The sequence below is a fragment of the Mesorhizobium sp. G2-6-1 genome, from assembly GCF_055809095.1.
Window position 1 is genome coordinate 1,565,327 of record NZ_CM147896.1, and the last position, 26,561, is coordinate 1,591,887.

Here is a 26,561-nt window from a genome sequence, read left to right on the forward strand (position 1 = left end):
GCCAATCGAAATTTTGTCAGATAGACAGCACGAAACCTAGCTTCGTTTGCTTTCCACCGCATCCCAGAACAGCGCGGCAATATCGGCACCGCCGAAGCGGCTCACTTCCCGAATGCCCGTCGGAGAGGTGACATTAATCTCGGTCATGTAGTCACCGATAACGTCAATGCCGACGAGGGTGAAGCCACGTTCCTTCAATGAGGGGCCGATGGCACGACAAATTTCATGTTCACGTTTCGTCAGGTCCGATTTTTCGGCGCGGCCCCCGACATGCATGTTGGAACGCGACTCCGATGCCGCAGGAATACGGTTGATCGCGCCCACCGGTTCGCCATCGATCAGGATGATGCGTTTGTCGCCAGCGCGCACCTCTTTCAGATAGCGCTGCACGATAAAGGGCTCGCGAAACATCTGGGAAAACATTTCTAGCAATGAGGTCAGATTGCGATCCGCCTCGTGCAAATGGAAGATGCCTGCGCCGCCATTGCCGTAGAGCGGCTTGACAATAATGTCCCCAAACTCCTTGCGGAATGATGCGACTTCGAGAGGATCCTTCGTGATCAGTGTTTCCGGCATCAAATCCGCAAACTCGGTGACGAATATCTTTTCAGGACTGTTGCGTACCCACACCGGGTCGTTGACCACGAGTGTTTTAGGGTGGATGCGCTCAAGGATATGGGTTGTGGTGATATAATTCATGTCAAAGGGCGGATCCTGGCGCAGCAAGATGACGTCCATCTCGGCAAGATCGGTTCGCACGGGTTCCCCGAGAGAATAATGATTTCCCACCTCGTCGCGCAGGGTCATTTCTTCAATACACGCATAGACTTTCCCGTCCCGAAGTGAGAGGCGGTCAGGCGTATAGTGGAAGAGAGTGTGGCCGCGCCGTTGTGCTTCCAGAGAAAGCGCAAATGACGTGTCGCCGGCAATCGATACCGTAGAAACATGGTCCATCTGGACGGCAATTTTCATGGACATGGAAGTTCTCTTTCTTCGGCAAACGTCAACTTCTACCCAGATGACGTAGCCGTGTTACCCCTGTCAAGCTGGACTCAACAGACCCTGGCGGTCCCTGCAACAAAGATGCTTCAATTGGCGATTTAGAGTAGACCTGCCTGTTCGGCCTCGCGACGCAAATTCTGGCGCGGGCGCGGCCCCACTTGCTGAATCACCAGCCCCGCCGTCAGCGAGCCGAGATCGCCACAAGCCTTCAACTCCATGCCCTGCGTGTAGCCGTAGAGGAAGCCTGCCGCATAAAGGTCGCCTGCGCCGGTTGTATCGATCAGATCGCCGATCTCCGTTGCATCGATCACCACAGTCTCGTCACCACGCACGATAACCGAGCCTTTCTCGGAACGGGTGACCGCGGCAATGCGGCAATCCTTGCGGATTGCCTCGAGGGCGGCATCGAACGAAGCGGTTTGATAAAGTGCCTTGATTTCATGGCTGTTGGCAAAAACGATGTCGGCAGTGCCCGAACGCATCAGATCAAGAAACTCGTCACGATAGCGATCGACGCAAAAGGAATCCGACAGCGTCATAGAGACCTCGCGACCAGAGGCGTGAGCCAACCGGGCCGTTTGGCGGATTGCCTCCTTGGCACGTGGCGGGTCCCACAGATACCCCTCGAAATAGGTGACCTTGGCGCGGCTGGCCTTGTCGGCTTCGACATCTTCGGGTCCAAGTTCGACGCACGCTCCGAGATGGGTGTTCATCGAGCGTTCGCCGTCGGGGGTGACGAAGATCATCGACCGCGCGGTCGGCGGCTCTTTGTCAAGCGGCCTTGTATCGAAGGCAACACCTTGAGCGCGAATGTCGTGGGCATAGATGCGGCCCAACGGATCGTTCGCCACCTTGCCGAAGAAGGCCGCGCGACCGCCAAGACTGGCGATGCCGGCTGCGGTGTTGCCCGCACTGCCGCCGGAAGCTTCGATGGCCGGACCCATGCGGGAGTAAAGCAGTTCGGCGCGCTCGGCATCTATCAGGTTCATCGCCCCCTTGATGATGCCGTTGTCTTCCAAAAATGCTTCGTCGCATTGAGCAATGATATCGACAATGGCATTGCCAATGCACAGCACGTCATAGTCCGGCATTCATCTCTCCGCCTGTATTCCGGCGTCGTGGCATGCCGGTCCCAGATTGGGTCTAGTGTGGTGAATTTGAAGTTCGTTTCACTTGATTTTGAAACCCGCCTCGCAAACAGCGTGGCACTGGCTTCTGTTGAGAATTTCAGCGCAGCAGGAATCCCCGCCCCAACTCGTCGCCCGCTTCAAGCAGATATTCAGCCTTGCCGCAATAGAAGGCGCGGCCACCAACCCGCGCTATAACGGCGTCATGTGTGCCTGCCTTGCTCTGACGCGCAACAGCGCCAGCAAAATGGGAACCCGCAATACTCTCGAAACTGCGTGTCTGGCCAATGCCGATCTGGCCTTTGGCGTGCATTGCCGCCAACCGGGCGGTAACACCCGATCCCGTAGGTGAACGGTCAACTTCCGCATCGGCGAAGACGCAGATATTTCTTGTCGTTTCAGCCTCGAACGCATCCTTGCCGTCCGTCAAAATGGTTCCATAAAGAAAAGCCAGATCGTCATGATCGGGATGCGCCAAAGGCACTTCCGCTTTGAGCTTGTCGGTTAGTGCGGTTGCGGCATCGACAAAATCGCGTACCCGGCTCTTGCCGAATTCAAGCCCGAACTGATGACAGTCAGACAAAGCATAGAAGGCTCCACCGTAAGCGATGTCATAGGTCACGCTACCGAAATCCGGCAGGTCGACTGTATGATCATGGGTAAAAAGAAAAGCCGGAACGCTTTCAAAGGAAACAGCGCCCGCCTTGCCGTTCGTCACCTCGACAGAGGCTTTGACGAGGCCGCATGGCGCTTCGATGTTGACGATCGTCACCGGCTCCATTGCTGGAACCAGCCCTTCGTCCACCGCATAGCGGCCAAGCGCAATGACGGCATGGCCGCACATGGTCGAATAGCCTTCATTGTGCATGAACAGAACTGCGAGGTCCGCTCCGGGCAAATCAGGTTCAACCAACAGAGCGCCATACATGTCGTAATGGCCGCGCGGCTCGAAAATCAGCATCTTGCGCAAATGATCGAGATGATCGCGAACATAGGCGCGTTTCTCAAGAATAGTGCCCTTGGGTATCGGCGGGTAGCCGCCGGTAACGATGCGCACCGGTTCGCCGCCCGTATGCATGTCGGTGACGGTCAGCGCTTGCAAGGTCATTGCGGCGTCGAGAACATCTTTTGCAACCGGTCAAACGCCATCGCGTCATTACTGAAGCTGAAACTGCCGCCCTGCAGGATTTCATGCGACGCCCGTTCGAGCATGCCAAATGTGTAGTTCGTCAGCTTTGAGCCAAGCGAAATGCGTTTTGCGCCCGCTTCGGTCAGCTGCGAAACGGTGAAAGCAGGGGTTGCGAGAATGTTGACCGGCTTGCTAACCGAGTTACAGACGGTGCGCACAGTCTCGATATCGGCGAGACCCGGCGCATAGAGCACATCTGCACCAGCCTTTTCGAAAGCTTGAAGTCGCTTGATCGTGTCATCGAGATCGGGACGACCATGCAGGAAATTCTCAGCGCGCGCGGTGAAAACGAAATCGCGCTTCAGCGAACGTGTTGCTTCAACTGCGGCCGCCACGCGTTCGACCGCGTGCGAAAAGTCATAAATCGGCCGCTCGTCGTCTCCGGAAAAATCTTCGATGGAGCATCCGGCGAGACCTGCGGCTTCCGCCGCAAAAATTGTTTCGGCGGCACGCTCGGCACTGTCGCCCTTGCCCTTCTCAAGATCGGCGGCAACCGGCAGATCGGTTGCGGCGGCCATCTCCTTGCAATGAGCGATCATCGCTTCAAACGTCACGCCACCATCCGGCAGTCCGCGCGAAAAAGCGAAACCGGCGCTCGTCGTTGCCAATGCCTTGAAGCCAAATGAAGCCAACAGCTTCGCGGTGCCAATGTCCCAAGGATTCGGGATGACAAAAGTCGAAGCATGAAGATCACGAAAAACCTTGCCCGTATCCATCGCAGCCATCCTCTATGCGAAAATCACCGGAATGATCCTAGCCTTGTCACGAATAGCGGGCAAATGAATGCCATTGGGTCAGGCGCGGCTTTTTGCCTTACCAGAAACTTTCAGACTATGGGTGCCAACTTCGGCGGCTTCTCAGGCGGTGCCGGTAGAACCGAACCCGCCAGACCCGCGCGTCGTGTCACCGGCCAAGGCGCGCTCTTCGATCACCATTTGCGTGACTGGAGCAAAGACGATCTGAGCAATGCGCATACCACGACTTATCGAGAAATCCTCGTCGCCAAGATTGATCAGGAGAACATTGATCTCGCCGCGATAATCGCTGTCGATGGTTCCCGGCGTATTGAGGCAGGTGATGCCGTGTTTCAGCGCAAGACCGGAGCGCGGACGGACCTGGCCTTCCATACCTTCCGGAATTTCCATGACCAACCCGGTAGGCACCAACGCCCGCTTGCCCGGTAAAATGAGAAGCGCCCGGTCTTCGGGTATCGCTGCGCGCAAATCCATGCCTGCCGAACCGGCACTCTCATAGGCTGGCAACGGCAGATCGTGACTGTGGGGCAATCGAACGATGCCGACGGCCGGACCGATGACAGATGATTGGTGCTTTGTTGCTGGCATGAGTTGATCCTATCGACGTCGCAGTTGTGACCGTCAACCGCCACACCATTCTATCAACGGCTTTCTTTTGAGCGCAGCCTGCATCAACGCACCTCAACGGGAACAATCGTCGTTTCCTTTATTTCCTCCATGACGAAAGAAGCTGCGACATCCGAAAGCGCGACCTTGGCGATAAGCCGCTGATAGAGGCGGTCATACGCTTTCACATCGGCCACCCGGGCGCGTAGAACATAGTCGAGGTCACCCGACATGCGATAAACACCGGTGATCTCCGGAAGGCCGGATACTGCCGCGCGAAACTTTGCCAGCCAGTCCGGATCATGGTTGGAAGTGCGAACCAGAATGAATACGGAAAGACCGAGGCCAAGCTTGTCTGCGTCAACCAAGGCGACGCGCCCGAGGATGACGCCATCGTCTTCCAAGCGCTTGATGCGGCGCCAGCAGGCATTGCGTGAAAGCGCCACCCGAGCCGAGAGCTGATCGACTGAAAGCGTGCCGTCGCGTTGCAATTCAGCCAGGATTCTTCGATCTATTTCGTCTATTTCATTCATACAATGGGATATTTGTCCCAATAATAATGGATTTCAAGGGAATTTTGGGATCATCCACCCAATAGATCATGTCATTTTCCCGATTGGAGATCAGAATAACAGGGAGAACGGCTATGGCATCGCGCATGACGAGGATTTTCACCGAACATCCTGAAACGGTAGGCGAGACCTATCTTGGGCACATGGCGTTCGCGGGTTGGTTTTCTTCAAGGCTGTTCGCGGCCGCCTTCGCTGCCATCGTTCACGCATTCTTGCCTTTTATGTTTGAAACTACGGCAAGCAGAATAATCAAACAGCTTTACGAGCGGACACACAATCGAGGTCAACACGCATCCCTGCCCGATAAATCCGCTATCGTGACGGATCGCGCCTAGTGGTTCGATTCCGACATTTACATCCGCCTCGTGGACACGCCCGGGCAAATATCGGAATCAAAGAAACCACTAGCAACTTATTGACTCTCGTGGAACTTTTGAATTTGACATTTGAACGAGAGGCTGACGGAAGTGGGACTCAAATGTCATATTCGTTCCACTAGAAAAGCGAAACTCAATGTGCCGTTGGGCAGCCTATATTGGTGACACTGTTTTCCTTGAAGACATCGTGTCAGCGCCTTGCCACTCGCTTATTGCGCAAAGCCAATGCGCACATGAGGCCAAGACTGCAACCAATGCCGACGGTTTTGGTCTGGCCTGGTACGGGGAACGACCCGAACCGGGTTGCTATCGCGATATATTGCCCGCCTGGTCGGACCCCAATCTCAAGAGCTTGTGCCGGCAAATCAGGTCCGGTCTTTTCCTGGCCCATGTGCGCGCTTCGACCGGCGGCGCTACCAGCCGGGCAAACTGCCATCCCTTTGTCAATGGGCGCTGGTCATTCATGCATAATGGCCAGATTGGCGGCTTTGAGAAAGTTCGCCGCGCACTGGAAAGGGGGCTCTCCGACCCACTATACGACAGGCTTGAAGGTACGACAGATTCCGAACTCCTGTTCCTGCTGATGATCGAGAAGGGTCTTGCAGAAAACCCGCACGAAGCCGTCTCGCGTGCTATCACCCATGTTTTGCAAACGCAGCGTGAGGCAGGGATTTCACCAAATCTGAAGCTGACCGCCGCCTTTGCCGACGGCGAAGCGCTCCATGCGGTTCGTTACACCACCCACGACCACGCACCGACGCTCTACACGCGCGCATTCGGCTCCGGTCACTGTGTAGTTTCTGAACCGTTTGATGAAGAAAGTGAAGGCTGGCAGGCAATACCGCCTTCGAATTTCGTCTGCGTCACTCGAAATGACATTGTCATCAGACCACTTGCGACCAAGACGGATGAAATTGCGCTGGTCTGTTAGGCACAACCCGACATCAAGAGCGCCATTTCCATTCGACAGCTTTGCCTGCTGCTGCTAGTGGTTCGATTCTGACATTTGAACGAGAGGCTGACGGAAGTGGGACTCAAATGTCATATTCGTTCCACTAGAAGCCCGCGCACCACACAGGATTTCTGACATTGGCCGAGACAATCGAACATGCGGTGGCGCGACGCCGCACTTTCGCGATCATCGCGCATCCGGACGCGGGCAAGACGACGCTGACCGAAAAGTTGCTGCTTTTCGGCGGAGCCATACAACTTGCCGGTGAGGTAAAGGCCAAGAAAGATCGCATCCAGACCCGTTCGGACTGGATGAAGATCGAGCGCGAACGCGGTATTTCCGTTGTCACCTCGGTGATGACCTTCGAGTATGGCGACAATGTCTTCAATCTCCTCGATACGCCCGGCCATGAAGACTTTGCCGACGACACCTATCGGACCTTGTCGGCGGTCGATGCCGCCGTCATGGTCATTGATGCTGCCAAGGGCATCGAGCCGCGCACATTGAAATTGTTCGAGGTCTGCCGCCTGCGCGACATACCAATCGTGACTTTCATCAACAAAATGGACCGCGAGAGCCGCGACCCGTTCGAGATTCTCGATGAGATCGAACAGAAGCTGGCACTCGACACCGCTCCGATTACCTGGCCGATCGGGCGCGGCAAGACATTTTGCGGCACCTACAATCTGGCGCTGAACGCTGTGCGCAAGGGCGACGACGAGAAAGAACGGACGCCTGTCAACGGTCCCGATTCAAACCGTGTCGCCGGTCTGCTGCCCGAGAACGAACGCGAAGCATTTATCGAGGAACTGGAACTTGCCCGTGGAGCCTGCCGCCCATTCGACAAGGATGCGTTTCGCGAGGGTCATCTGACGCCGGTATATTTCGGTTCGGCGCTGCGTAATTTTGGCGTTCGCGACCTGATCGAGGCTCTGGGGGCCTTTGGACCTTCGCCGCGGGCGCAAGAAGCCGATACACGCACGGTCGAGGCGACGGAAAACAAGATGACGTCTTTCGTTTTCAAGATTCAGGCCAATATGGACCCCAATCATCGTGACCGCATCGCTTTTGTGCGGGTTTGTTCCGGCAAGCTGGAACGCGGCATGAAAGCCAAGCTGGTGCGAACCGGAAAACTCATGAGCCTGTCGGCACCGCAGTTTTTCTTCGCGCGCTCACGTATCACGGCTGATGAGGCGTTTGCCGGAGATGTCGTAGGGATTCCCAATCACGGGACGTTGCGCATTGGCGACACATTGACCGAAGGTGAGGAAGTCCTGTTTCGGGGCGTGCCGAATTTCGCACCGGAAATTCTGCGCCGCGTGCGCCTTGGAGACGCCATGAAGGCGAAAAAGCTGAAAGAAGCCCTGCAGCAAATGGCGGAAGAGGGCGTTGTGCAACTGTTCTCGCCGGAGGACGGCTCGCCGGCTATCGTCGGTGTGGTTGGCGCACTACAACTCGACGTTTTGAAGGAGCGGCTTAACGTCGAATATACGCTCCCCGTAGACTTTGAAATGGCGCGCTTTTCCATCTGTCGCTGGATCGCGGCGGACGACCGCGCAGAACTGGCGCGGTTTGTCGAGGCGCATCGCGGTGACATCGCCCGCGATCTCGACAATGATCCGGTTTTTCTTGCCCAAAACGAATTTTCCCTCAACTACGAAGCTGAGCGGTGGAAGGCGATCCGCTTTACCGCGCTGAAGGACTATCAGGTGCGCGCAGCCGCCTGAGCAGGTTAACTTGCGTTACGCTTCGCCTTTTGACGAATTTCACGAACCAGAGCGGTAATGCGGCGGATTCCATCCTCATCCAGCTTGTCGATGTTTTCGGCCAGAAGGTTCGCCAGTTCCGTGGCTGCTGGCGATAAACCCGATGTGTCCAGCTTGACCCGCGGTCTGGATGTTTCGGCAAGTTGTTGAAACTCTTCAGCCTCATCCCAGATGATGTTGAAGTAGCCGATGATTTTTTGAATGAGCGTCCAGGTCGGCACGCCGCGCCGACCATGCTCAAGGGCCGATAGATAGGCCGCACTGACGCCTATGGCCTCGGCCATGTCCTTTTGGTTCACGCCACGCTCTCGCCGGAGCGCGCGGATTTTTTCTCCAAGAGGGGTCATGACCAATTTCTCATTGGCGTACCCGGCGCAGCCGGATGTAAAGCGCGCCCGAACCACCGTGATGGCGGGCGGCGTGGTCATGGCTTGAAACGAGATGGCGGAAAGCTGGTGTCGACAGCCAGGCTGGAACCGAACGGCGCAGAATGCCATCCCCACCCGATGACGAACCCTTGCCAGTGATGACAAGAACATAGCGGACGCCGCCCGCATGGGCGCGATGAAGGAACGAGTAGAGCAGCGAATAGGCTTCATCCTGCCGCAAACCGTGCAGATCGACACGGCCTTCGATCGGCAGACGACCCTTCGACAACCGGTCCAGCGTCGGCCCGTCAAGAACTTGGGTTACATGCTGCGTTTTTGATTTTGGGGCTGCATGGCTTATCGCGGCTTGGGTGTTCATCCGTAGCGGCTCGTTTGCCACTTCGACGGTCGGAATTTCCACCGCCACCGTTCCTTTCAACGGTGTGGCGCTGCGCGCAACAAGGCTCCACAGTACGCGATCCTCATCGCTCAGCTTTTTTCAGGCATCCGGCTCATCGATTCACACCCGAAACGAGTTTACGCGGAACCAGAGCATAGAAGTCTGCTTCGTGACGAACGACCCCTGCGATCTCACCTGCTGTCGCGCCAGACCCGGCAAATAAATCGCCGCGCGCCGCTCCGGTTATCGCCGAGCCGGTGTCTTGCGCGATCATCAATCGATGGAATGATTCATTATCGAATGCCGTCAATTTCGGCGCGGTGACGTAAAACGGCGTGCCGAATGTGTGAAGCAAACGATCAACGGCGATGGATCGACCCGGTGTCAGCGGCACTTTTGCCGCGGCAATCGGGCCAAGTTGGGGATTGTCGACGGATGCTTCGCGAAAGAAGATATAGGAACGATTTTGCCAAAGAATTTCATCCACGCGCTGCGGATGATCTTTGAACCATGCGCGGATCGTCTGCATGGTCACGTCCTGTAGCGGTATCTCGCCGAGATCGGCCAGCAGTTTTCCAGGCCCGGTGAAACGCTGGCCGGATTTCGCCGCATAGGTGAGGCGAACGGTGTTGCGACCTTCCATCATGAGGCGCGCAGCACCCTGGACGTGGACAAAGAAGGCGTCGACCTTGTCCGCCAGCCAGGCGATTTCAAGGCCTTGTCCGTCCAACGCACCGCGCTCGATCTCACCACGGTCGAAATATTCGACGAGACCTGCCGCCGTTTCACGCGCGAAAGCAAGATAAGGGTCCATACCAGCGGGGCGGTTGTTGCCATCAATACCTACAAGGTCAGGCGGCTGGGACAGGAGCGGTACCGAAAACCGCTCTGTTCGTACCGGCGAAACTTCGACCTCCGGCTCATAAAAGCCGGTAACAAGACCCGCGCTACCTTGCTCGCCTGGAATATGGACAGGCGTAAAATGCCGCTCGAAAAACACCCGTGCCAGTGCTCGATTCGTTTCCGTAACGGATCTTGCCTCATCGTAGGCATCGGTAAAGGCAGCGAAATCTATTCCCAATGTGCCTGTGCGATAGGGTTTTGTCAGAACATGGAAAGCTGAGCGCCGAAAGGCTGCGAAAGCTGCCGCATGGTCGTCATCCTGCCAGCCGGGCAGGGCCGCGAAGTCACATTCGTTCGGTTGAAATGAAAGCGGCACGATCTCACGCGGCGTTCAGATTCAATCTTCTTCTTCGGTGGCAACCAGCTTCCAGTTCGGATCGCGTGATCGAGTGTCGCGCGCAAAAGTCCAGACATCCTTGACTTCGGCAACCGTCTCGGGATCACCATCGATGACAGTGCCAGCCATGTCGCGTGTCGCCGAAATCAACTCGCTGATGATGCGTAGGGTAAGATGAGCCTCGCCGTCTTTCATCTCCGCAGAGATAATGTCGGCCTTGTCGATGCCGACGAAGGACGACTGAATTTTCTCCGACCTCGCCTCCCTGTCGGCAATTGCGGCGACGAAACCGTCGTAAACTTCACGTGACAGAAGGTTCTTCAAGGTTTTCCGATCACCATCGGCATAGGCCATGACGATCATCTCGTAAGCCATCTTGGCACCGTCGGCGAAGGTCTTGGGATCGAAGGACGCATCGCTATCCTTGATCGAACGAAGCCCCTTGTTCAGATCGGTGTCGGGCTTCGCGTAGGCGTCGATGTCGGCGTAAATATCCGGTGGCGCCTCGCCGGGCGAACGCTTGCGGGGCAGTGAAACAACATTGTCGGGTGCATCGCCAGCATCCTTTTCGCTCGTGCGCTGGGCCGAGTAGGGGTCGACTGGCGGACGCTCGTTACCGGTGCGCCGGCCAAGCACATTGCGCAGCTGGAAGAAGATCACCACCGCCGCGACCAGGAAGAAAATCGTACCGAGGTCGAAAAATTCCATGTCTTGCGCCAACCAATCCCTGTCCTGGAACCGTTCCCTTTATCTTTGGACACGGTTCAACCTAATCTCTTTGCCCGCGGGTAACTCCGGTTGGAAATTCGATCTCCAAATTTCCTGGAATTACTTTACCGCCAGCCTTGCGGTCGCGCCATTTTCTGGCGCACCTTTATCAAAGCATATAGAACCCAAGATACAATCATTCAAATTAAAGGCACGCATACCTATCTGAAAGGCCTAGTGCCAGCGGCAAATGCGTGTCGAGGGCGAAACATCAAGCAAATGGTCCTGTTTTGCGTATTTCTTTCCTTCCTTTGTTGATTCTTGCACTTCCGCTTATGGAAATCGCAGGCTTTGTGGTCGTCGGGCAACAAATCGGCGCTCTTGCGACGATCGGGCTCGTTTTAGCGTCCGTCATTGCCGGAAGCCTCCTGTTACGGCACCAGGGTTTTGGCGTCATGGCCCGGGTGCGCAATGAATTGGATGCCGGGCGTGACCCAAGCAGGCAGCTTGCGCATGGGGTCATGATCCTGCTTGCTTCCATTTTACTCATCGCCCCCGGCTTCATCACCTCGTTTGTGGGGCTCTTGTTGTTCATACCGCCCGTGCGCGACCTGGCATGGCGATTTGTTAAAAATCGTGTCGGCGTCGTTTCCAGCTTCAGCATGGGCGGCTATCAACGCCGAGACCAAGGAACAACCATCGACCTCGACAGTGAAGACTACACCAAGAGCGATGACAATCCTCGAGGCGATAACAACAATTCGCCCTGGACGCGGTTGCCAAAAGAGTGAAACGCCGCAAACCTTGTCTTGTCATGCCTGCCATGATAGCGAACGCACGGATTTAATCGGGGCCATGTGGCCCGAATAAGGGAACAGGGCTCATGGCCGAGAAGAACGAGGCGCCAAGCGGCGCGGCAACGAACGGAACCGATGAGCATCCAACGCTCAACGTGCTTGCGCAATATGTGAAGGATCTTTCGTTTGAAAGTCCGGGCGCGCCTAACTCGCTGAAAGGCCGCGATCAGGCTCCAGGCATTGCCATTAATGTCAATGTCAACGCCAATCCGCTTTCGGACAACCAATATGACGTCAATCTGACGTTGAACGCGAAGGCCACTTTCGACAAGGAAGTTCTTTTCAACGTAGAACTCGTTTACGGCGGCGTTTTTAATATTAGCGGCTTTCCGCAGGAGCATATGCTTCCGGTGCTGTTTATCGAATGCCCCCGTCTGCTGTTCCCATTCGCGCGCCAGATTATTGCCGAAGCGACACGCAATGGCGGTTTCCCACCGCTTATGCTCGATCCCATCGATTTTGCGCAGATGTTCCAGCAAAAGATCGCGGAAGATCAGGCTGCATCCAAAGTTCAGGCGAGCTGAGGCTTTCTGAGCCGATTGCACTTTTTCAAAGATGCCATCCAGAGAAAACCCGGTTTGGACCGGGTTTTTTATTTGGCGAGAACGCTCAGCCAAATAGCCTTTTCGCCCAATGTCTCGACAAGGGCTGCATGTGCCTCGGTTTCGGTGACGCTCAGCCGTGGCGGCAATGGCGTCGGCCGCGCTCCTAGTGCCGGTTCAACTTGATCTGACCGCGTCGCTTTCACCGTTGCCGGAGCGCTGTCGAGAACAAGAGCAGATTGTTTGCCGCCAATAAGTTCAATATAGACCTCTGCCAGCAACTCCGAATCAAGCAATGCGCCATGCATGGTGCGGTGGCTGTTATCAATGCCGTAGCGGCGACATAAGGCATCAAGCGAATTGGGGCCCATCGGGTGCTTTCGCCGGGCAAGTGCCAATGTGTCGACAACACGATCCGGGTTGATGGCCGGTCGATCCAGCCGCGCGAATTCGGCATTAAGAAAACCGATATCGAATCCGGCATTGTGCGCCACCAGTTTTGCGTCATCGCTGAAGGCAAGAAATTCCTCGATGATGCCCGCAAAACCCGGCTTTTCAGCAAGATCGGCAGCACTGATACCATGAACGGCCTGCGCGTCGGGATGGATTTGGCGCCCTTGCGGATTGATATAGAAATGGAAGGTTCGCCCGGTCGCGAAGCGATTCACCAATTCGACGCCAGCAAGCTCGATGATGCGATCTTCGCGCGAATCAAGGCCAGTGGTTTCGGTGTCGAATATGATCTCACGCATCGATTCGCTCCATTTGGCGAACATGACAATGAGCAGCGAGGACAGCAAGTTTAGATGGGGCTGATGGCAGCTTTATCCCCCACGAGCTTGAAAATTATTTCGCTGACGGCGCGGCGCGCTTCATCCATGCCAAGGCCGGTATCAATTACAAAGTCGGCTGCCTGGCGTTTTTGCACATCCGCGACCTGCCTGGCCAAAATCGCTTCAAATTTTTCTTCTGTCATGCCGGGGCGGGCCAGCACACGGGCACGTTGAATCTCGCCAGAGGCGGTTACGACAACGATCTTGTCTACACGGTCACGTCCGCCGGTTTCAAACAGCAAAGGAATATCAAGAACGACAAGCGGTGTTTGTTCGGCCTTATGACGCGCCACAAAAGCATCGGCGTCGGCGCGCACCAGCGGGTGAATGATCGATTCCAGCTTCTTCAAGGCCGAAGGGTCGGCCAGAACATGTTTGCCCAAACGAGCGCGGTTGACCCCGCCTACAGATGTGGTGCCGGGGAAAGCGGCTTCGACCAGCGGCGCGGCCTTTCCCGCATAGAGGCGATGAACCGTTTCATCCGAATCGTGCACCGGTACGCCTGCGTCTGCAAACATGCGCGCCGTCGTCGATTTACCCATACCGATCGAGCCCGTCAGGCCAAGGACAATCATGTCCCGCTATCCAGATCAGCGACGACACGCGCGCGAAGATCGGGCGTAATTTTTGGCCGCACGCCAAACCAATGCTCGAAACCGGGCGCGGCCTGATTGAGCAACATGCCAAGCCCATCCACCGTTTTCAAACCACGTTGATGGGCCGCGGCCAGCAGGGGCGTTTGCAGCGGAACATATACAATGTCCGTAACAATGGCGCTATCTGGAAGCAGATTCGGATTAGCCGGCAAGCGCCCATTGCCATGCATACCAAGGGCGGTTGTGTTGATGAGCAGACCCGCATCGGCAAGCAACTCGTTTGTCGCCTCAAAGGGATGGGCCGAAACGCCTGTGCCAAAACGATCGCGAAGTTCCTTAGCCCGCGATAGTGTTCGATTGACCACGCGAATATCGCGAAGGCCCCGTTGTTTCAGCGCATGGATGACAGCGCGGCCCGCACCGCCCGCACCGAGCACCACAGCGGGAGCATTTTGTGCCCATCCCGGCGCATATTCATCCAGATTGGCGGCAAACCCGTAGGCATCGGTGTTTCCTCCGCACAGCACTCCGTCTTCAAACCAGAGTGTGTTGACCGCGCCTATCTCCTCGGCAGCCGCGTCACGCCGATTGATAAGCTTCGACACGGTTTCCTTATGCGGAATGGTGACATTGCCGCCGCACAGACCATTGCTTTCAAGGCAACCCAAGAAGCTGGAAAGCTCTTCCGATGCAACGTCGATGGCTTCGTAGCTGCCGGCAATGCCATAGATTTCCAGCCAAAAGCCGTGGATCATTGGTGAACGGGAATGGGTGATCGGGTGACCAATGACAAAAGCCTTCTTTTGAACCTCAACCATCAATCGCTCCAAGGCGGCGGAGTTCGCCAAGCACAGCCAGCAGCGGCAGGCCGACGATGGTGAAATAATCGCCATCAATCTTTTCGAATAGCTGGATGCCTTCCCCTTCGATCTGATACGCGCCGACGCTTGAAAGGGCTTTTTCACCGACACGGGCAAGGTGGTGTCCGATAAAGGCCGGTTCCAGCCTGCGCATTGTCAGATTGGCGATCCCGACATGACGCCAAAGAACCTTGTCGTCGCGGACAAGGACGGCAGCACTATTCAACTGGTGTGTTTTGCCTGACAGGGCAAGAAGGTGGCGACGTGCGCCTTCCATGTCAGCAGGCTTGTGAAAGACTTCATCGCCAAGTGACAAGGTCTGGTCGCAACCTAGCACCAGCAATCCCGATTGCTGCCCGCTGACATCCATGGCCTTTGCTTCGGCCAGAACCAGGGCAACATCTTCCGGTGAGACACCGCTGTCGTGGAGAGGAGCTTCAAGTGCCCGTTCATCAACCCTGGCAGGAACAGCATCGACATCAATTCCGGCATTGACGAGCATTGCCTTACGAAAAGGGCTGCCAGAGGCAAGCACGAGCTTTTCGGTCATCCACTTAAACTCCGTAGGATATTTAGGCACTTAGATCACGATGATTCAGGATCGAATCGATCCTAAATCATGAGCGTGATCGATTCCAATAAGTTAGAGCGGGATGCGGGCGGAAAATCCGGCCATTCTTCTGAATTTTCTCTATCTTGTCTTGCTTCTCAGGGCAACGATTGCTGCCGCTGTCTCTTCAATCGAGCGGCGGCTGACATCAATCATCGGCCACCCGTAGCGCGTACAGATCTGGCGGGCATAGGTGAGTTCCTCGGTTATCGAGGAGCGGTCGATATAGTCGTTTCCCTCATAACCGGCTGTGTTGCCAAGTATCCTGTTTTGCCGGACATGCGATATTCGCTCGGCTGTCGCGATCAACCCGACAACCAACGGTGTTTGTGCTTTGATCAGACTGTCGGGCATAGGCACACCGAGAACGACGGGAATGTTCGCCGTCTTGATGCCGCGGTTAGCAAGGTAAATGCTCGTCGGTGTCTTGGAAGTGCGTGAGATGCCAATCAGCACGATATCGGCATCTTCAATGTCGATGGGCAATTGGCCGTCGTCATGTTCCATCGTGAAATTGAGCGCATCAATGCGTCTGAAATATTCGGCGTCCAGCACATGTTGCGCGCCGACGCGGCGACCCGCAGGAGTACCCAGATAGGATTGGAATACAGTCAGCACAGGTTCCAGCACGGAGACACATGGCAAACCCATTGCCGTGCACCGGTTGTCAATCATGATGGCCAAGTTTTGATCAACAATGGTGTAGAGAACAATACCCGGCTCGGCGTCAATATCGTCGAACACTTTCAGCAACTGCTTTTCAGTGCGGATCAACGGGTAAATGTGTTCGATAGCGCGTGCGTCCTTGTACTGCGCGGAGGCTGCGCGACCGGCTGCCAGCAGCGTTTCACCGGTGGCATCGGAAATCAGGTGTAGATGAAAGAAGCTTTGGGGTTTGTTCACAGAGTTCGCCGCTTCATGTGGGATAATGTGGATAAGGTTGGACAAAGAGCGATGGTGCTGGCGGGGACTGTATCAGATGCTGACTTGTCCACAATTCGCCCTGATGTGAAGTCGGGAATCTGGCTGGGGACAAAAATGGGGATGGACAAATCAACTCATGAGTTTCTAGCAACGCAATTTCTATCAGTGTGTCGGGAAATAACTGAATCTATTCGTAATTTTATAGCTATCCCCATTATTCTCCCAATCACGAAACTCAACACGCGACAAATTGCTGGCTGGCTTTTTTTGCTGATGGGCGGGAGAGGTAGCAATCACCGATTCCCACAGACTCATAGAATCAAAAGATTCTTTTCAATAAGATATTTAATTATAGATAGACGTTTGAAAGTGAGTGCAGATGGCTGAAAACCGCACTGTGTTGAAGGCCTTGAAGGGAGAGACAGTCTTTCCGCCTCCCCTATGGATGATGCGCCAGGCTGGGCGATATCTGCCCGAATACCGGGAAACGAGAAAACGGGCAGGCTCTTTCCTCGACCTTTGCTACAATCCTGATCGGGCAGTCGAGGTAACGTTACAGCCCATTGAACGTTTTGGCTTTGATGCTTCGATCTTGTTTTCGGATATTCTGGTTGTTCCCCATGCGCTGGGGCGAGATCTTCGCTTCGAGGAGGGTCGCGGGCCTGTCTTGATGCCGATTACAGCTTCCGAGATTGCGGCGCTGGACACTGAATTGTTTCACGTGAATCTGGCACCGGTCTATGAAACTGTTCGTCAGTTGCGTGCCAAATTGCCGAGCGAGACGACACTTATCGGGTTTTGCGGAGCACCCTGGACGGTCGCAACCTATATGATCGCAGGTCATGGAACCCCGGATCAGGCGCCTGCGCGTTTGTTCGCCTATCGCGAGCCGAAGGCATTTGGTCAGCTTCTGAAAATTCTGGCGGATCAGTCTGCGGCTTATCTGATCAAGCAGATCGAGGCTGGTGCCGATGTGGTGCAGATATTTGATTCATGGTCCGGTGTTCTCGACGATGCTTCGTTCGAAGCGTTTTGTGTGGACCCTGTTGCCGAGATCGTCAGGCAGGTCAGGCGGGTTTATCCTGATGTTCCCATCATTGGGTTCCCGAAGGGTGCTGGCATGCGCTACGGGGCATACAGGGGAGCTACGGGCGTGACAGGACTTGGTCTGGACTGGACTGTGCCATTGATCGAGGCAAAAGCCCTGCAACACAGTGGTGCGGTGCAGGGCAATCTTGACCCGTTACGTTTGGCAGCAGGAGGAACCGCCTTGTTGGAGGGGGTGGATGCGATACTGAGCGCATTGAAGGATGGACCGTTTATCTTCAACCTCGGCCATGGAATTATTCCAGAAACACCGGTGGAGCATGTGAGTGCGATGATCAAGCAGGTTCGGAGCGCTGCTAGCTGATGTTTGGGTCAAGCAATGAACATAGTGGCCGCCATGCGTTGAAGCGGGCCGTTGTCTCGATCGTCGTTCTTATCGGTCTGGTTATTTGCGTGTTTTTGTTTGGGACTGAGGAATTCTACCCTTGGGCAAAAGCCATCCATGTGATCGCGGTCATCTCGTGGATGGCAGGCATGCTTTATCTGCCACGCCTGTTTGTCTATCACGTCGATGCTGAAAAAGGCTCGGTTCAGTCGGAGACCTTCAAGGTGATGGAGCGTCGTTTGCTGCGGGCGATCATCAATCCGGCGATGCTTGTCACATGGGCATTTGGCTTGTGGCTTGCCTGGAAAGGTTTCGGTTTTTCGGGTGGCTGGCTGCATGCAAAGATTGCGGCTGTGATTTTACTTTCCGGGGTGCATGGCTATCTGTCGGCAGGGGTTCGGAAATTCGCGGAAGACCGAAACGAGCGTTCGGCCCGTCATTGGCGTATGATCAATGAAGTTCCGACCGTGCTGATGGTTGTGATTGTCATACTGGTCATTGTGAAGCCGTTTTAATGGACCTGCGGGCGTAAAAGGCGTCTTGCTCTTTCTGTTGGCTGACGATAAAAGACAAGTCTTCCCTATCGCCATGCGTCGTCCACTTATGCTCGACCGCGCCAGGCAATCAGCAAATATGCCGATATATTCCCCCGCAAGCACAATCAGAGTCCGTTCATGCAGGAAATGAAACTCACAGAGTTCAAAAACAAGAAACCACCAGAGCTCATCGCTTATGCCGAAACGCTGGAGGTCGAAAACGCCAGTGTGATGCGCAAGCAGGAACTGATGTTCGCTATCCTGAAGAAGCTCGCGGCGCAGGATATCGAGATCATTGGTGATGGCGTGGTTGAAGTGTTGCAGGACGGATTTGGATTTCTGCGTTCCGCCAATGCAAATTATCTGCCCGGTCCGGATGATATCTACATTTCTCCGTCGCAGATCCGGCGATTCTCGTTGAAAACGGGCGATACGGTCGAAGGCCCAATCCGCAGCCCGAAAGAGGGAGAGCGGTATTTCGCATTGCTCAAGGTCAATACGATCAATTTCGATGATCCCGAGAAAATCCGACACAAGATTCATTTTGACAATCTGACGCCGCTTTATCCGACGTCGCGATTGAATATGGAAATGGAGGTTCCGACCTCCAAGGATATTTCACCGCGGGTGATCGACCTTGTGGCACCGCTTGGCAAGGGTCAACGCGCGTTGATCGTGGCGCAACCGCGCACCGGTAAAACAGTTCTTCTACAAAACATTGCGCATTCGATCACGACCAACCACCCCGAATGCTACCTGATCGTGCTGCTGATCGACGAACGTCCTGAAGAAGTCACGGACATGCAGCGCTCGGTCAAAGGCGAAGTTGTATCTTCGACATTCGATGAACCGGCTGTTCGACATGTGCAGGTTGCCGAGATGGTGATCGAGAAGGCCAAGCGCCTGGTTGAACATGGCCGTGATGTGGTCATCCTGCTCGATTCGATAACGCGCCTTGGCCGTGCCTACAACACGGTTGTCCCTTCATCGGGCAAGGTGCTTACTGGTGGCGTTGATGCCAATGCGCTGCAAAGGCCGAAGCGCTTCTTTGGCGCTGCGCGCAATATCGAGGAAGGCGGTTCGCTGACAATTATCGCGACGGCCCTGATCGACACCGGTAGCCGCATGGATGAAGTCATTTTTGAAGAGTTCAAGGGAACCGGTAATTCGGAAATCGTGCTGGACCGCAAGGTTGCCGACAAACGTATTTATCCTGCGATGGATATTCTGAAATCAGGTACGCGCAAGGAAGATCTTCTGGTGGCTAAAGCCGATCTTCAGAAGATCTTCGTGCTGCGCCGCATCCTCGCGCCCATGGGTACGACAGATGCGATTGAGTTCCTTATCGACAAACTCAAGCAGACCAAGACCAACGCAGACTTTTTCGATTCGATGAATACCTGATCGATGACGTTTATGTACGGCGCAGCATCCGCTCGAGTTCATCGGGATCGGTAACGCGCGGCCTGCAGGTCATGCCTGAACAATAATAGGCCCCAATCTGGTCCGTGGGGGTATTGTTCCATCGGGCAAAGCGGTCAACTTGCTCGGTTTCCCAAAGTCGATGACATGATCGACCCGGCGCGGGTCCGGTATTCGATTCGCCACCGGAACGAGACTCGGGTTTTCGAGATCATCGACAATTATCAGCTTTTGAGATTCGTTGACCAAGGCACATGCGTTGACGATTCCAGCTTGGCCATAAGCCTGCTGAGCGGCCCGGCCCGCAGCATGTTCGGCAACTGATATTGACGTTTCATGTAGAGTAATGCTTCCGGTAATCGCTGCCAGACGCGCAAAAGCTTCAATAATCTGGCTGGTTGCCGAAGGTATGGCTTCATCAACGTCCCCCCGGATACGGATCGGAATGTCGGTACTGTCGGATGCGGTGAGGTAGTAACCGGTGGCGACCGCATCGCAATGCCAGATATTTAATTGTTCAAGGAATTCTTCCGCATGGGCGATGTAGTTTGCATCTCTTGTGGCTTCATAGAGTGAGATCGCGGCGTTGATCATGGCCGCGTAGTCATTGGACAGTGCAGGGAACAGGCTTTTTTCGCCAAGCATTGAATGGGGCAATCTGCCGTCACGGCGCGATCTCAAAATATGGTCGAACGCATCGACAGCTGCGGTGACCCATTCAGGGTTGTCGAAGGCTCTCCCGCATTCAGCGAGGGCTGCAATAACAAGTCCATTCCAGTCGGTGAGAACCTTGTCATCACGGGCAGGCGCAATACGTGTGTCGCGCGCCATGCGTAGTCGATGCCGGATTGGAGTCAGGAGGTCATGGGCAATCGATGCTTGAGTAGATTGGGTGGCGGTTTGATGGACAATGGGGTTGCCTTCCCAGCTTGTTGGCTTGGTGAGCGTGAAATATTGGAAAAAGAGATCGCTATCGGCTTGAAGCGTTTCGTTTACCTGCTCGGCAGTCCAGGTATAGAAACTGCCCTCTTCACCGTTGCTGTCTGCATCCAGGCTTGAAGCGAAGGCACCTGACTTCGTGCGCATTTCTTTTAACAGCCACGCGACCGTCTCTTCGATTCGTATGCGAAACAATTCATTGTGGCTTTCAGCATGAGCCCAATTGCAGAGTCGCAAGAGCTGGGCATTGTCGTAGAGCATTTTTTCGAAGTGCGGCACTAGCCAGTCACTGTCAGTGGAATAGCGGCTGAGACCTCCACCGATATGATCGTAAATACCGCCTGACAGCATGCGTTCGAGGCTGGTGAGAACGTCCTGGCGATGATTTTCATTGCCGTCTCGTAGCCATGACAGCCAAAGGGTGTGCATGAACGGGGCATTCGGAAATTTTGGCGCTCCGCGAAGACCGCCAGTTTCCTTATCGACCATGTCATGAATGGCGCCGGCAAGCTTGGCCAATGCCGTGATATCCAACTGTCCGCTGGCATGAGCCCCGGCAAGGCGACTATGGACATGCGATGTAAGGGCGTCTGAACTTTGCATGAGGTCCTGTCTCTTCTCGCTCCATGCCTTGCCGACGGCTTCGAGAACCTGAACAAATCCCGGGCGGCCATATCTGGGGGTTGGCGGAAAGTAGGTTCCGCCCCAGAATGGCTTTGCATCTGGTGTCAGGAACATGGTCAACGGCCAGCCGCCCTGCTCTCCCATCGCCGACAATGCCGCCATGTAGATTTGGTCAATGTCTGGTCGCTCCTCCCGATCGACCTTGATATTGACGAAGAGACGGTTCATGACCGCAGCAATGGCTTCGTTTTCGAAACTTTCGTGCGCCATGACGTGGCACCAGTGGCATGCTGCGTAGCCAACTGATAGGAGGATCGGTCGATCCAGAGACTGAGCTTCCTCTAATGTCTGGGCCGACCAACCGCGCCAGTGGACCGGGTTCGTGCAATGCTGGCGAAGATAAGGGCTTGTTTCGTCGGCTAATAGATTTCGATTTGGCAAGATCATGTCGTGGCCTAAACTTGTGCGGCAGAATATGAGTTGAAGCTAAGGTGGTTCGCTCGATGGGGCAAACAATATTCCAGGATTCTGTGGTGGCGCTTTCCAGTGGCCGCTTGCCTACCGGTGTTGCGGTCGTGCGCATCTCGGGGCCGCATAGTCGTTACGTTCTTGAAATACTCACCGGCAGCGTGCCTCCAGAACGACGCGCCTGTTATCGAAAACTCACTGACCGGTCTGGTGATATACTCGACCGTGCGGTGGTGATTTTTTTGCCGGGCCAAACAGTTTTACAGGGGAGGATGTAGCGGAATTCCATCTGCACGGTGGCGTGGCGGTGGTGGCGGCTGTGTTGTCGGTACTGACGGGCGTTGATGGCGTGCGTCACGCAGAGGCTGGCGAGTTTACGCGACGAGCTTTCATTAATGGCAAGCTCGACCTCGTCGAGACAGAGGCGCTGTCCGATTTGATAAATGCGGAGACGGAGGGGCAGCGGCGGTTCGCGGTGATGAATGCCGGTGGTGCGCAAAGTGCGCTCTATATGCACTGGCGTGATCGGCTGACATATATTCGCGCCATGGTTGAGGCGCGGATTGACTTTGCTGATGAAGGCGATGTCCTGGAGACGATAGACGATAGTTTCGTCAACGGGATTAAAGATCTCGTTGAGGAGATCGGCTCTCATATAGGCGGATTTGGCGCGGCCGAGATTATCCGTGAGGGTTTTGAGATCGTTATCCTGGGGGCGCCAAATGCCGGTAAGTCCAGCCTGTTCAATGCTTTGGCACGCAGGGACGTTGCAATAGTAAATGAAGAGGCTGGGACTACGCGTGACCTCCTTCAGGTCAATCTGGATGTGAATGGCATAAAGATCAACATTACGGATACCGCTGGCATCCGTCATGGTGCCGGTGCTGTTGAGGCAATCGGAATAGCGAAAGCGAAGGATCGGGCCAAGGAGGCCGATCTTGTCCTTGTGTTGAAAGACCTTATAGATCCGGGAAGTGTTGAAATTGACTGGATATCTGCGCCAATTCTGATGATCGGGACAAAAAGTGATCTGGTCTCATCGTCTTCTACCCGAGACAGTGCATTGGAAAGCTATGACATCTGTGTCTCTGCGAAGAGCGGTGCGGGTCTGGCCCTGCTGATCGAAGAGATGGGGCGGCGAGCGGACACAAGCATCAAGTGTGTTGGCTCGGTTTTGCCGTTCCGGATGAGGCATGTTGAGTTTCTTGAGGACGCGAGAATGCATTTGATTGGAGCGGCCGATCTCGAAGGTAGCTCCGAGCCGGAATTGGTCGCAGAGGAACTTCGTCTCGCGGGTGACCGGTTGGGGCGGATTGTTGGGGCAGTTGATGTCGAGGATTTGCTCGATGTGGTCTTCTCGGAATTTTGCATCGGCAAATGATTCACGTGAAACGTCTGGAAGCGACCTGATATGATTCACGTGAAACGCCTACCACGGTTGGTCTTGACAGACGTATCATTGCGGCACATGTGTGCGGTTCCCAGCTATAGGAATGAAAATGAGTGATGGCTTTGATGTCATTGTTGTTGGTGGTGGCCATGCAGGCTGCGAGGCTGCCAGTGCGGCGGCTCGTTCGGGTGCTCGTACAGCTCTCGTAACAATTTCGGCGACCACAATCGGTGTGATGTCATGTAACCCGGCTATAGGTGGGTTAGGCAAAGGTCATCTCGTGCGTGAAATAGACGCGATGGATGGCTTGATGGGTCGTGTGGCTGACGCGTCCGGTATTCAATTTCGTATGTTGAACAGGCGCAAAGGTCCTGCAGTGCGCGGACCGCGTACACAGAGCGATCGTGCGCTGTATCGGCGTGCCATGCAGGATGCACTACGTGTCCAGTCCGATTTGACAATCGTTGAGGGTGAGGTCGCTGACTTTGGGCTTGTTGATGGCCGCTTGGCACACGTGGCGTTGACGGACGGACGACAGCTTGGTTGCGGCTCTGTGGTTTTGACAACCGGAACTTTCCTCAGGGGTCTTATCCACATTGGGGGGAAGACGATTGTCGCCGGGCGCATGAATGAACGCGCATCGCTGGAGCTCTCAAAGACTATAGCGCGGATCGGGTTTCAATTGGGACGATTGAAAACGGGGACGCCGCCGCGTTTGGATGGACGCACGATTGATTGGCAGTCTGTAGATAAGCAGGTTGCCGACGAACAACTGGTCCCGTTTTCATTAATGACCGATGAAATCAGCATACCCCAGGTCGCCTGTGGGATCACACGTACGACAGATGCGACACATCGTATTGTGCGCGAAAACCTTGGCCGTTCGGCGATGTATTCTGGTGCAATTGAAGGCGTGGGGCCAAGATATTGCCCATCAATTGAGGACAAGATCGTTAAATTTGGCGATCGAGACGGGCATCAAATTTTTTAGAGCCGGAAGGCTTGGACGACCATTCGGTTTACCCGAATGGTATTTCGACGTCCCTGCCGGAAGAGGTTCAACGTTCCATTCTTAAGACGATTCCAGGTTTGAGTGCTGCGGTGATGCTTCAGCCGGGCTATGCTATTGAGTATGATCACATTGATCCTCGGGAACTTGAACCAACATTGGAAACGAGGAAGGTGAAGGGGCTGTTTTTCGCCGGGCAAATTAACGGAACTACTGGCTATGAAGAAGCAGCAGCACAGGGTCTGCTTGCGGGTATCAATGCCGCGCGGCGGTCTTCGGGTGCTGACCAAATCACAGTCAGCCGAACAGAAGCGTATATTGGTGTGCTGATTGATGATCTCATTCATCGCGGTGTAACCGAGCCTTATAGAATGTTTACGTCGCGGGCGGAATTTCGCCTTTCCCTACGAGCAGACAATGCAGATGAACGACTTACGCCAAGAGCGATTGCATTGGGCATCGCCTCGACTGTACGGGCTGTTCGGTTTGGAAAATTCACGGCATCGGTCAAGACAGCGAGAACCCTGGCACATGAAATTTCGCTGACACCGAACGAAGTGGCCCGGGAAGGCGTCGCAATCAATCTCGACGGTGTTCGCAGGTCCGCATATGAGTTACTTTCCTATCCCGAGATTGATGTGAATTGGCTGAGGAGAGTTGATTCGCGTTTCGCGATGATTGACAAAAAGGCAGCGGAAGCATTGGAGATTGAAGCGAAATATGCGGTGTATCTTGATCGGCAACAGGCTGATGTGGCACGGCTTCGACTTGAAGAGACGCGACTTATCCCTGCAAATCTCGACTTTTCTGACGTGCCTGGTCTATCAAATGAACTCAAGCAAAAGATGCGCCAACGAAAGCCACGGTCAATCGCAGATGCGCACAAGCTTGACGGTATGACGCCAGCGGCCTTGGCTCTGATTGTTGCGTTTATTCGAAATAGCGAAAGTGCGGTGCGGCGAGGCGCTGCTTGACTATGCCGCTTTTTAGTCAGATTGGGGACGTGGCGGGGCCCGTTTCACGTGAAACATTTGACGCGTTGAGGTCGTTTGAACAATTGTTCCGCAAGTGGAATCAACGGATCAATCTTGTCGCAGCATCAACCGTTGATGATATTTGGCAACGTCACATATTAGATAGTGCACAATTGGCAAAGATTGAGCCAAAAGCGTTGCACTGGCTCGATCTGGGTTCCGGTGGAGGTTTTCCGGGATTGGTGATGGCATTCCTGCTCAAAGAGAGAGGCGGAATGATCGAGATGGTCGAAAGCAATCGAAAGAAAGCATCGTTTTTACAAACGGTTATAGGAGAGTTTGAGTTACCAGCACACGTCGTGGCGCGACGCATCGACGACTCTTATGCCCATGTTTTCAAGCCGGAAGTCGTCACAGCGCGGGCCCTCGCCTCTCTTCCTCATTTATTGGACCTTGCTGCGCCTTGGCTGACCACAGGTGCACGCGGTCTTTTCCACAAAGGGCGGGATTACCGCGTTGAAGTGGAAGAAAGCACTCACTACTGGCAATTTGATCTGTTAGAACACCAAAGTGCAGCCGACCCTCATGGCGTGGTTCTCGAAGTGCGCGATCTACGCCCGATTTAGATGAACATACTTGGCTATTGGAATGAATTTCTGGCAGAAAAGCATGACCAAGACTAGTCTCCGCATCATAACAGTCGCCAATCAGAAGGGTGGAGTGGGCAAGACCACGACGGCCATCAATCTGGCGACCGCCTTGGCGGCGATTGGTGAGCGCGTTTTGATCATCGATCTTGACCCGCAGGGAAATGCAAGCACTGGGCTTGGCATAGAGCGCCGTGACCGTACGGTTTCTTCCTATGACGTGTTGACGGGGAAGCTTACACTCGAGGAAGCGGCATTGCCGACTGCGGTGCCGGGCCTTTGGGTTGTGCCGTCGACACTTGATTTGCTCGGAGTCGAGATGGAAATCGCATCCGCACCGGACCGGGCATTGCGATTGAGAAATGCACTGGAAGCCTCCACAGAGCGCGCAGGGTTATACACCTACGTCCTTATCGATTGTCCGCCTTCATTGAACTTGTTGACGCTGAATTCGATGGCTGCGGCTGATTCCGTCCTTGTCCCTCTGCAGTGTGAATTTTTTGCACTTGAGGGGCTTAGCCAGTTGTTGGAGACGGTCGAGCAAGTGCGTTTGTCAATCAACCCGGAATTGGAGATTCAGGGTATTGTGCTAACGATGTTTGATGGTCGGAACAATCTGGCGAACCAGGTCGTGCATGATGTTCGGACCCATATGGGCGATAAGGTCTATGAGACTGTAATTCCAAGGAATGTGCGCATTTCCGAAGCGCCCTCTTATGGAAAGCCGGCTATTCTCTATGATCTGAAATGCTCAGGCAGCCAAGCCTACCTGCAGCTTGCTTCGGAAGTGATCCGGCGCGAGCGCAGGCTCCATGCAGCGTAAATTCGATTCGATA

27 protein-coding genes and 2 pseudogenes are annotated in these 26,561 nt (G+C 54.8%); 13 read left to right on the plus strand and 16 right to left on the minus strand.

The genetic code is table 11. The features are described from left to right. Window positions 1–36 precede the first annotated feature (36 nt). The 6 genes from gshB to AC0L7S_RS07465 form a co-directional block, all read right to left on the minus strand. Window positions 37–978 carry a glutathione synthase gene (gene gshB, locus AC0L7S_RS07440; protein WP_473473747.1) on the minus strand — a complete coding sequence of 314 codons (942 nt, stop codon included), beginning with the start codon at window positions 976–978 and terminating at the stop codon, window positions 37–39. 122 nt (window positions 979–1,100) lie between these two features. Then, the gene (locus AC0L7S_RS07445; RefSeq protein WP_473473748.1) at window positions 1,101–2,093 is read right to left on the minus strand and encodes an adenosine kinase; all 993 of its coding nucleotides are present in this window, start codon (window positions 2,091–2,093) and stop codon (window positions 1,101–1,103) included. 136 nt (window positions 2,094–2,229) lie between these two features. Next, a complete protein-coding gene (locus tag AC0L7S_RS07450) occupies window positions 2,230–3,237 on the minus strand; it encodes a proline racemase family protein (RefSeq protein WP_473473749.1) in 1,008 nt (335 codons plus the stop codon). Further along, window positions 3,234–4,034 (minus strand): isocitrate lyase/PEP mutase family protein, encoded by an 801-nt coding sequence (locus AC0L7S_RS07455; RefSeq protein WP_473473750.1) that lies wholly within the window; start codon window positions 4,032–4,034, stop codon window positions 3,234–3,236. Before AC0L7S_RS07455 ends, AC0L7S_RS07450 begins: the two co-directional genes overlap by 4 nt. 141 nt (window positions 4,035–4,175) lie before the next feature. Continuing rightward, window positions 4,176–4,661: a dUTP diphosphatase gene (gene dut, locus AC0L7S_RS07460; protein WP_473473751.1), complete on the minus strand. Its 486-nt coding sequence runs from the start codon at window positions 4,659–4,661 to the stop codon at window positions 4,176–4,178. A gap of 83 nt (window positions 4,662–4,744) precedes the next feature. Next, complete coding sequence (locus AC0L7S_RS07465; protein WP_473473752.1) at window positions 4,745–5,212, minus strand: Lrp/AsnC family transcriptional regulator; 468 nt, start codon at window positions 5,210–5,212, stop codon at window positions 4,745–4,747. 113 nt (window positions 5,213–5,325) lie between these two features. On the opposite strand from AC0L7S_RS07465, the gene AC0L7S_RS07470 reads away from it, so the two are divergent. From AC0L7S_RS07470 to AC0L7S_RS07480, 3 genes are all read left to right on the plus strand, one after another. After that, complete coding sequence (locus AC0L7S_RS07470) at window positions 5,326–5,586, plus strand: DUF6356 family protein (RefSeq protein WP_473473753.1); 261 nt, start codon at window positions 5,326–5,328, stop codon at window positions 5,584–5,586. A 178-nt stretch (window positions 5,587–5,764) separates the two neighbouring features. After that, on the plus strand, window positions 5,765–6,559 hold the full coding sequence (locus AC0L7S_RS07475) for a class II glutamine amidotransferase (RefSeq protein WP_473473755.1): 795 nt from the start codon (window positions 5,765–5,767) through the stop codon (window positions 6,557–6,559). 158 nt (window positions 6,560–6,717) lie between these two features. After that, window positions 6,718–8,307, plus strand: a complete 1,590-nt coding sequence (locus tag AC0L7S_RS07480) for a peptide chain release factor 3 (protein ID WP_473473756.1) — start codon at window positions 6,718–6,720, stop codon at window positions 8,305–8,307. Between the two features lie 5 nt (window positions 8,308–8,312). Here the strand turns inward: AC0L7S_RS07480 and AC0L7S_RS07485 are convergent, their stop codons facing one another. The 4 genes from AC0L7S_RS07485 to AC0L7S_RS07500 form a co-directional block, all read right to left on the minus strand. After that, complete coding sequence (locus AC0L7S_RS07485) at window positions 8,313–8,693, minus strand: helix-turn-helix domain-containing protein (protein ID WP_473473757.1); 381 nt, start codon at window positions 8,691–8,693, stop codon at window positions 8,313–8,315. Between the two features lie 10 nt (window positions 8,694–8,703). Next, window positions 8,704–9,093 carry a Smr/MutS family protein gene (locus AC0L7S_RS07490; RefSeq protein WP_473474216.1) on the minus strand — a complete coding sequence of 130 codons (390 nt, stop codon included), beginning with the start codon at window positions 9,091–9,093 and terminating at the stop codon, window positions 8,704–8,706. Window positions 9,094–9,226: 133 nt separating this feature from the next. After that, window positions 9,227–10,333: a murein transglycosylase A gene (mltA, locus tag AC0L7S_RS07495; protein ID WP_473473758.1), complete on the minus strand. Its 1,107-nt coding sequence runs from the start codon at window positions 10,331–10,333 to the stop codon at window positions 9,227–9,229. 21 nt (window positions 10,334–10,354) lie between these two features. Next, on the minus strand, window positions 10,355–11,062 hold the full coding sequence (locus AC0L7S_RS07500; RefSeq protein WP_473473759.1) for a Tim44/TimA family putative adaptor protein: 708 nt from the start codon (window positions 11,060–11,062) through the stop codon (window positions 10,355–10,357). Window positions 11,063–11,352: 290 nt separating this feature from the next. Here AC0L7S_RS07500 and AC0L7S_RS07505 point away from each other — a divergent pair, with 290 nt between their 5' ends. Together AC0L7S_RS07505 and secB are read left to right on the plus strand one after the other, a co-directional pair. Further along, the gene (locus AC0L7S_RS07505; RefSeq protein ID WP_473473760.1) at window positions 11,353–11,853 is read left to right on the plus strand and encodes an FxsA family protein; all 501 of its coding nucleotides are present in this window, start codon (window positions 11,353–11,355) and stop codon (window positions 11,851–11,853) included. Window positions 11,854–11,945: 92 nt separating this feature from the next. Next, window positions 11,946–12,443 (plus strand): protein-export chaperone SecB, encoded by a 498-nt coding sequence (gene secB, locus AC0L7S_RS07510; RefSeq protein WP_473473761.1) that lies wholly within the window; start codon window positions 11,946–11,948, stop codon window positions 12,441–12,443. A gap of 68 nt (window positions 12,444–12,511) precedes the next feature. Here secB and dnaQ read toward each other — a convergent pair whose 3' ends face one another. The 5 genes from dnaQ to AC0L7S_RS07535 all read right to left on the minus strand — a co-directional run bounded on the left by dnaQ (window position 12,512) and on the right by AC0L7S_RS07535 (window position 16,263). Then, window positions 12,512–13,213: a DNA polymerase III subunit epsilon gene (gene dnaQ, locus AC0L7S_RS07515; protein WP_473473762.1), complete on the minus strand. Its 702-nt coding sequence runs from the start codon at window positions 13,211–13,213 to the stop codon at window positions 12,512–12,514. Window positions 13,214–13,263: 50 nt separating this feature from the next. Continuing rightward, window positions 13,264–13,869: a dephospho-CoA kinase gene (gene coaE, locus AC0L7S_RS07520; protein WP_473473763.1), complete on the minus strand. Its 606-nt coding sequence runs from the start codon at window positions 13,867–13,869 to the stop codon at window positions 13,264–13,266. Then, complete coding sequence (locus AC0L7S_RS07525; RefSeq protein ID WP_473473764.1) at window positions 13,866–14,708, minus strand: shikimate dehydrogenase; 843 nt, start codon at window positions 14,706–14,708, stop codon at window positions 13,866–13,868. Before AC0L7S_RS07525 ends, coaE begins: the two co-directional genes overlap by 4 nt. Further along, the gene (locus tag AC0L7S_RS07530; protein ID WP_473473765.1) at window positions 14,701–15,300 is read right to left on the minus strand and encodes a Maf-like protein; all 600 of its coding nucleotides are present in this window, start codon (window positions 15,298–15,300) and stop codon (window positions 14,701–14,703) included. The genes AC0L7S_RS07525 and AC0L7S_RS07530 overlap by 8 nt, the downstream gene beginning before the upstream one ends. A 141-nt stretch (window positions 15,301–15,441) precedes the next feature. Beyond that, window positions 15,442–16,263, minus strand: a complete 822-nt coding sequence (locus AC0L7S_RS07535; protein ID WP_473473766.1) for a pyruvate, water dikinase regulatory protein — start codon at window positions 16,261–16,263, stop codon at window positions 15,442–15,444. Here AC0L7S_RS07535 and AC0L7S_RS07540 point away from each other — a divergent pair. The 4 genes from AC0L7S_RS07540 (at window position 16,237) to rho (ending at window position 19,656) form a co-directional block, all read left to right on the plus strand. Then, window positions 16,237–16,671, plus strand: coding sequence for a hypothetical protein (locus AC0L7S_RS07540; RefSeq protein WP_473473767.1), 435 nt, complete (start codon window positions 16,237–16,239; stop codon window positions 16,669–16,671). The two genes, AC0L7S_RS07535 and AC0L7S_RS07540, sit on opposite strands and share 27 nt — an antisense overlap. Further along, window positions 16,664–17,695: a uroporphyrinogen decarboxylase gene (hemE, locus tag AC0L7S_RS07545; protein ID WP_473473768.1), complete on the plus strand. Its 1,032-nt coding sequence runs from the start codon at window positions 16,664–16,666 to the stop codon at window positions 17,693–17,695. Before AC0L7S_RS07540 ends, hemE begins: the two co-directional genes overlap by 8 nt. After that, complete coding sequence (gene hemJ, locus AC0L7S_RS07550) at window positions 17,695–18,231, plus strand: protoporphyrinogen oxidase HemJ (protein WP_473473769.1); 537 nt, start codon at window positions 17,695–17,697, stop codon at window positions 18,229–18,231. Before hemE ends, hemJ begins: the two co-directional genes overlap by 1 nt. A gap of 159 nt (window positions 18,232–18,390) precedes the next feature. Then, on the plus strand, window positions 18,391–19,656 hold the full coding sequence (gene rho, locus AC0L7S_RS07555) for a transcription termination factor Rho (protein ID WP_473473771.1): 1,266 nt from the start codon (window positions 18,391–18,393) through the stop codon (window positions 19,654–19,656). A gap of 69 nt (window positions 19,657–19,725) precedes the next feature. On the opposite strand, the gene AC0L7S_RS07560 is transcribed toward rho, so the two are convergent. After that, entirely contained in the window at window positions 19,726–21,684 is a 1,959-nt protein-coding gene (locus tag AC0L7S_RS07560) for a thioredoxin domain-containing protein (protein ID WP_473473772.1), read from the minus strand. A 56-nt stretch (window positions 21,685–21,740) separates the two neighbouring features. Between AC0L7S_RS07560 and mnmE the strand changes: the two are divergent. The 4 genes and pseudogenes from mnmE to AC0L7S_RS07580 all read left to right on the plus strand — a co-directional run bounded on the left by mnmE (window position 21,741) and on the right by AC0L7S_RS07580 (window position 26,548). After that, window positions 21,741–23,086 (plus strand): annotated as a pseudogene (mnmE, locus tag AC0L7S_RS07565) (tRNA uridine-5-carboxymethylaminomethyl(34) synthesis GTPase MnmE). Window positions 23,087–23,204: 118 nt separating this feature from the next. Further along, window positions 23,205–25,078: pseudogene (gene mnmG / locus AC0L7S_RS07570) on the plus strand (tRNA uridine-5-carboxymethylaminomethyl(34) synthesis enzyme MnmG). A gap of 2 nt (window positions 25,079–25,080) precedes the next feature. After that, window positions 25,081–25,704 (plus strand): 16S rRNA (guanine(527)-N(7))-methyltransferase RsmG, encoded by a 624-nt coding sequence (gene rsmG, locus AC0L7S_RS07575; RefSeq protein ID WP_473474217.1) that lies wholly within the window; start codon window positions 25,081–25,083, stop codon window positions 25,702–25,704. Window positions 25,705–25,747: 43 nt separating this feature from the next. Further along, window positions 25,748–26,548, plus strand: a complete 801-nt coding sequence (locus AC0L7S_RS07580) for a ParA family protein (protein ID WP_473473773.1) — start codon at window positions 25,748–25,750, stop codon at window positions 26,546–26,548. Window positions 26,549–26,561: the final 13 nt, after the last annotated feature.

Excerpts from the sequence above, each read along its gene's own strand:
- AC0L7S_RS07470 (WP_473473753.1), top strand. The coding sequence starts at position 5,326 with ATGGCATCGCGCATGACGAGGATTTTCACCGAACATCCTGAAACGGTA.
- rho (WP_473473771.1), top strand. The coding sequence starts at position 18,391 with ATGCAGGAAATGAAACTCACAGAGTTCAAAAACAAGAAACCACCAGAG.
- coaE (WP_473473763.1), bottom strand. The coding sequence starts at position 13,869 with ATGATTGTCCTTGGCCTGACGGGCTCGATCGGTATGGGTAAATCGACG.
- AC0L7S_RS07530 (WP_473473765.1), bottom strand. The coding sequence starts at position 15,300 with ATGACCGAAAAGCTCGTGCTTGCCTCTGGCAGCCCTTTTCGTAAGGCA.
- AC0L7S_RS07465 (WP_473473752.1), bottom strand. The coding sequence starts at position 5,212 with ATGAATGAAATAGACGAAATAGATCGAAGAATCCTGGCTGAATTGCAA.
- rsmG (WP_473474217.1), top strand. The coding sequence starts at position 25,081 with ATGCCGCTTTTTAGTCAGATTGGGGACGTGGCGGGGCCCGTTTCACGT.
- gshB (WP_473473747.1), bottom strand. The coding sequence starts at position 978 with ATGTCCATGAAAATTGCCGTCCAGATGGACCATGTTTCTACGGTATCG.
- AC0L7S_RS07560 (WP_473473772.1), bottom strand. The coding sequence starts at position 21,684 with ATGATCTTGCCAAATCGAAATCTATTAGCCGACGAAACAAGCCCTTAT.
- AC0L7S_RS07490 (WP_473474216.1), bottom strand. The coding sequence starts at position 9,093 with ATGAACACCCAAGCCGCGATAAGCCATGCAGCCCCAAAATCAAAAACG.
- AC0L7S_RS07445 (WP_473473748.1), bottom strand. The coding sequence starts at position 2,093 with ATGCCGGACTATGACGTGCTGTGCATTGGCAATGCCATTGTCGATATC.
- dnaQ (WP_473473762.1), bottom strand. The coding sequence starts at position 13,213 with ATGCGTGAGATCATATTCGACACCGAAACCACTGGCCTTGATTCGCGC.
- AC0L7S_RS07450 (WP_473473749.1), bottom strand. The coding sequence starts at position 3,237 with ATGACCTTGCAAGCGCTGACCGTCACCGACATGCATACGGGCGGCGAA.
- AC0L7S_RS07580 (WP_473473773.1), top strand. The coding sequence starts at position 25,748 with ATGACCAAGACTAGTCTCCGCATCATAACAGTCGCCAATCAGAAGGGT.
- dut (WP_473473751.1), bottom strand. The coding sequence starts at position 4,661 with ATGCCAGCAACAAAGCACCAATCATCTGTCATCGGTCCGGCCGTCGGC.
- hemJ (WP_473473769.1), top strand. The coding sequence starts at position 17,695 with ATGTTTGGGTCAAGCAATGAACATAGTGGCCGCCATGCGTTGAAGCGG.
- AC0L7S_RS07455 (WP_473473750.1), bottom strand. The coding sequence starts at position 4,034 with ATGGATACGGGCAAGGTTTTTCGTGATCTTCATGCTTCGACTTTTGTC.
- AC0L7S_RS07485 (WP_473473757.1), bottom strand. The coding sequence starts at position 8,693 with ATGACCCCTCTTGGAGAAAAAATCCGCGCGCTCCGGCGAGAGCGTGGC.
- AC0L7S_RS07475 (WP_473473755.1), top strand. The coding sequence starts at position 5,765 with ATGTGCCGTTGGGCAGCCTATATTGGTGACACTGTTTTCCTTGAAGAC.
- AC0L7S_RS07500 (WP_473473759.1), bottom strand. The coding sequence starts at position 11,062 with ATGGAATTTTTCGACCTCGGTACGATTTTCTTCCTGGTCGCGGCGGTG.
- hemE (WP_473473768.1), top strand. The coding sequence starts at position 16,664 with ATGGCTGAAAACCGCACTGTGTTGAAGGCCTTGAAGGGAGAGACAGTC.
- AC0L7S_RS07525 (WP_473473764.1), bottom strand. The coding sequence starts at position 14,708 with ATGGTTGAGGTTCAAAAGAAGGCTTTTGTCATTGGTCACCCGATCACC.
- AC0L7S_RS07540 (WP_473473767.1), top strand. The coding sequence starts at position 16,237 with ATGAAAGAAGCTTTGGGGTTTGTTCACAGAGTTCGCCGCTTCATGTGG.
- secB (WP_473473761.1), top strand. The coding sequence starts at position 11,946 with ATGGCCGAGAAGAACGAGGCGCCAAGCGGCGCGGCAACGAACGGAACC.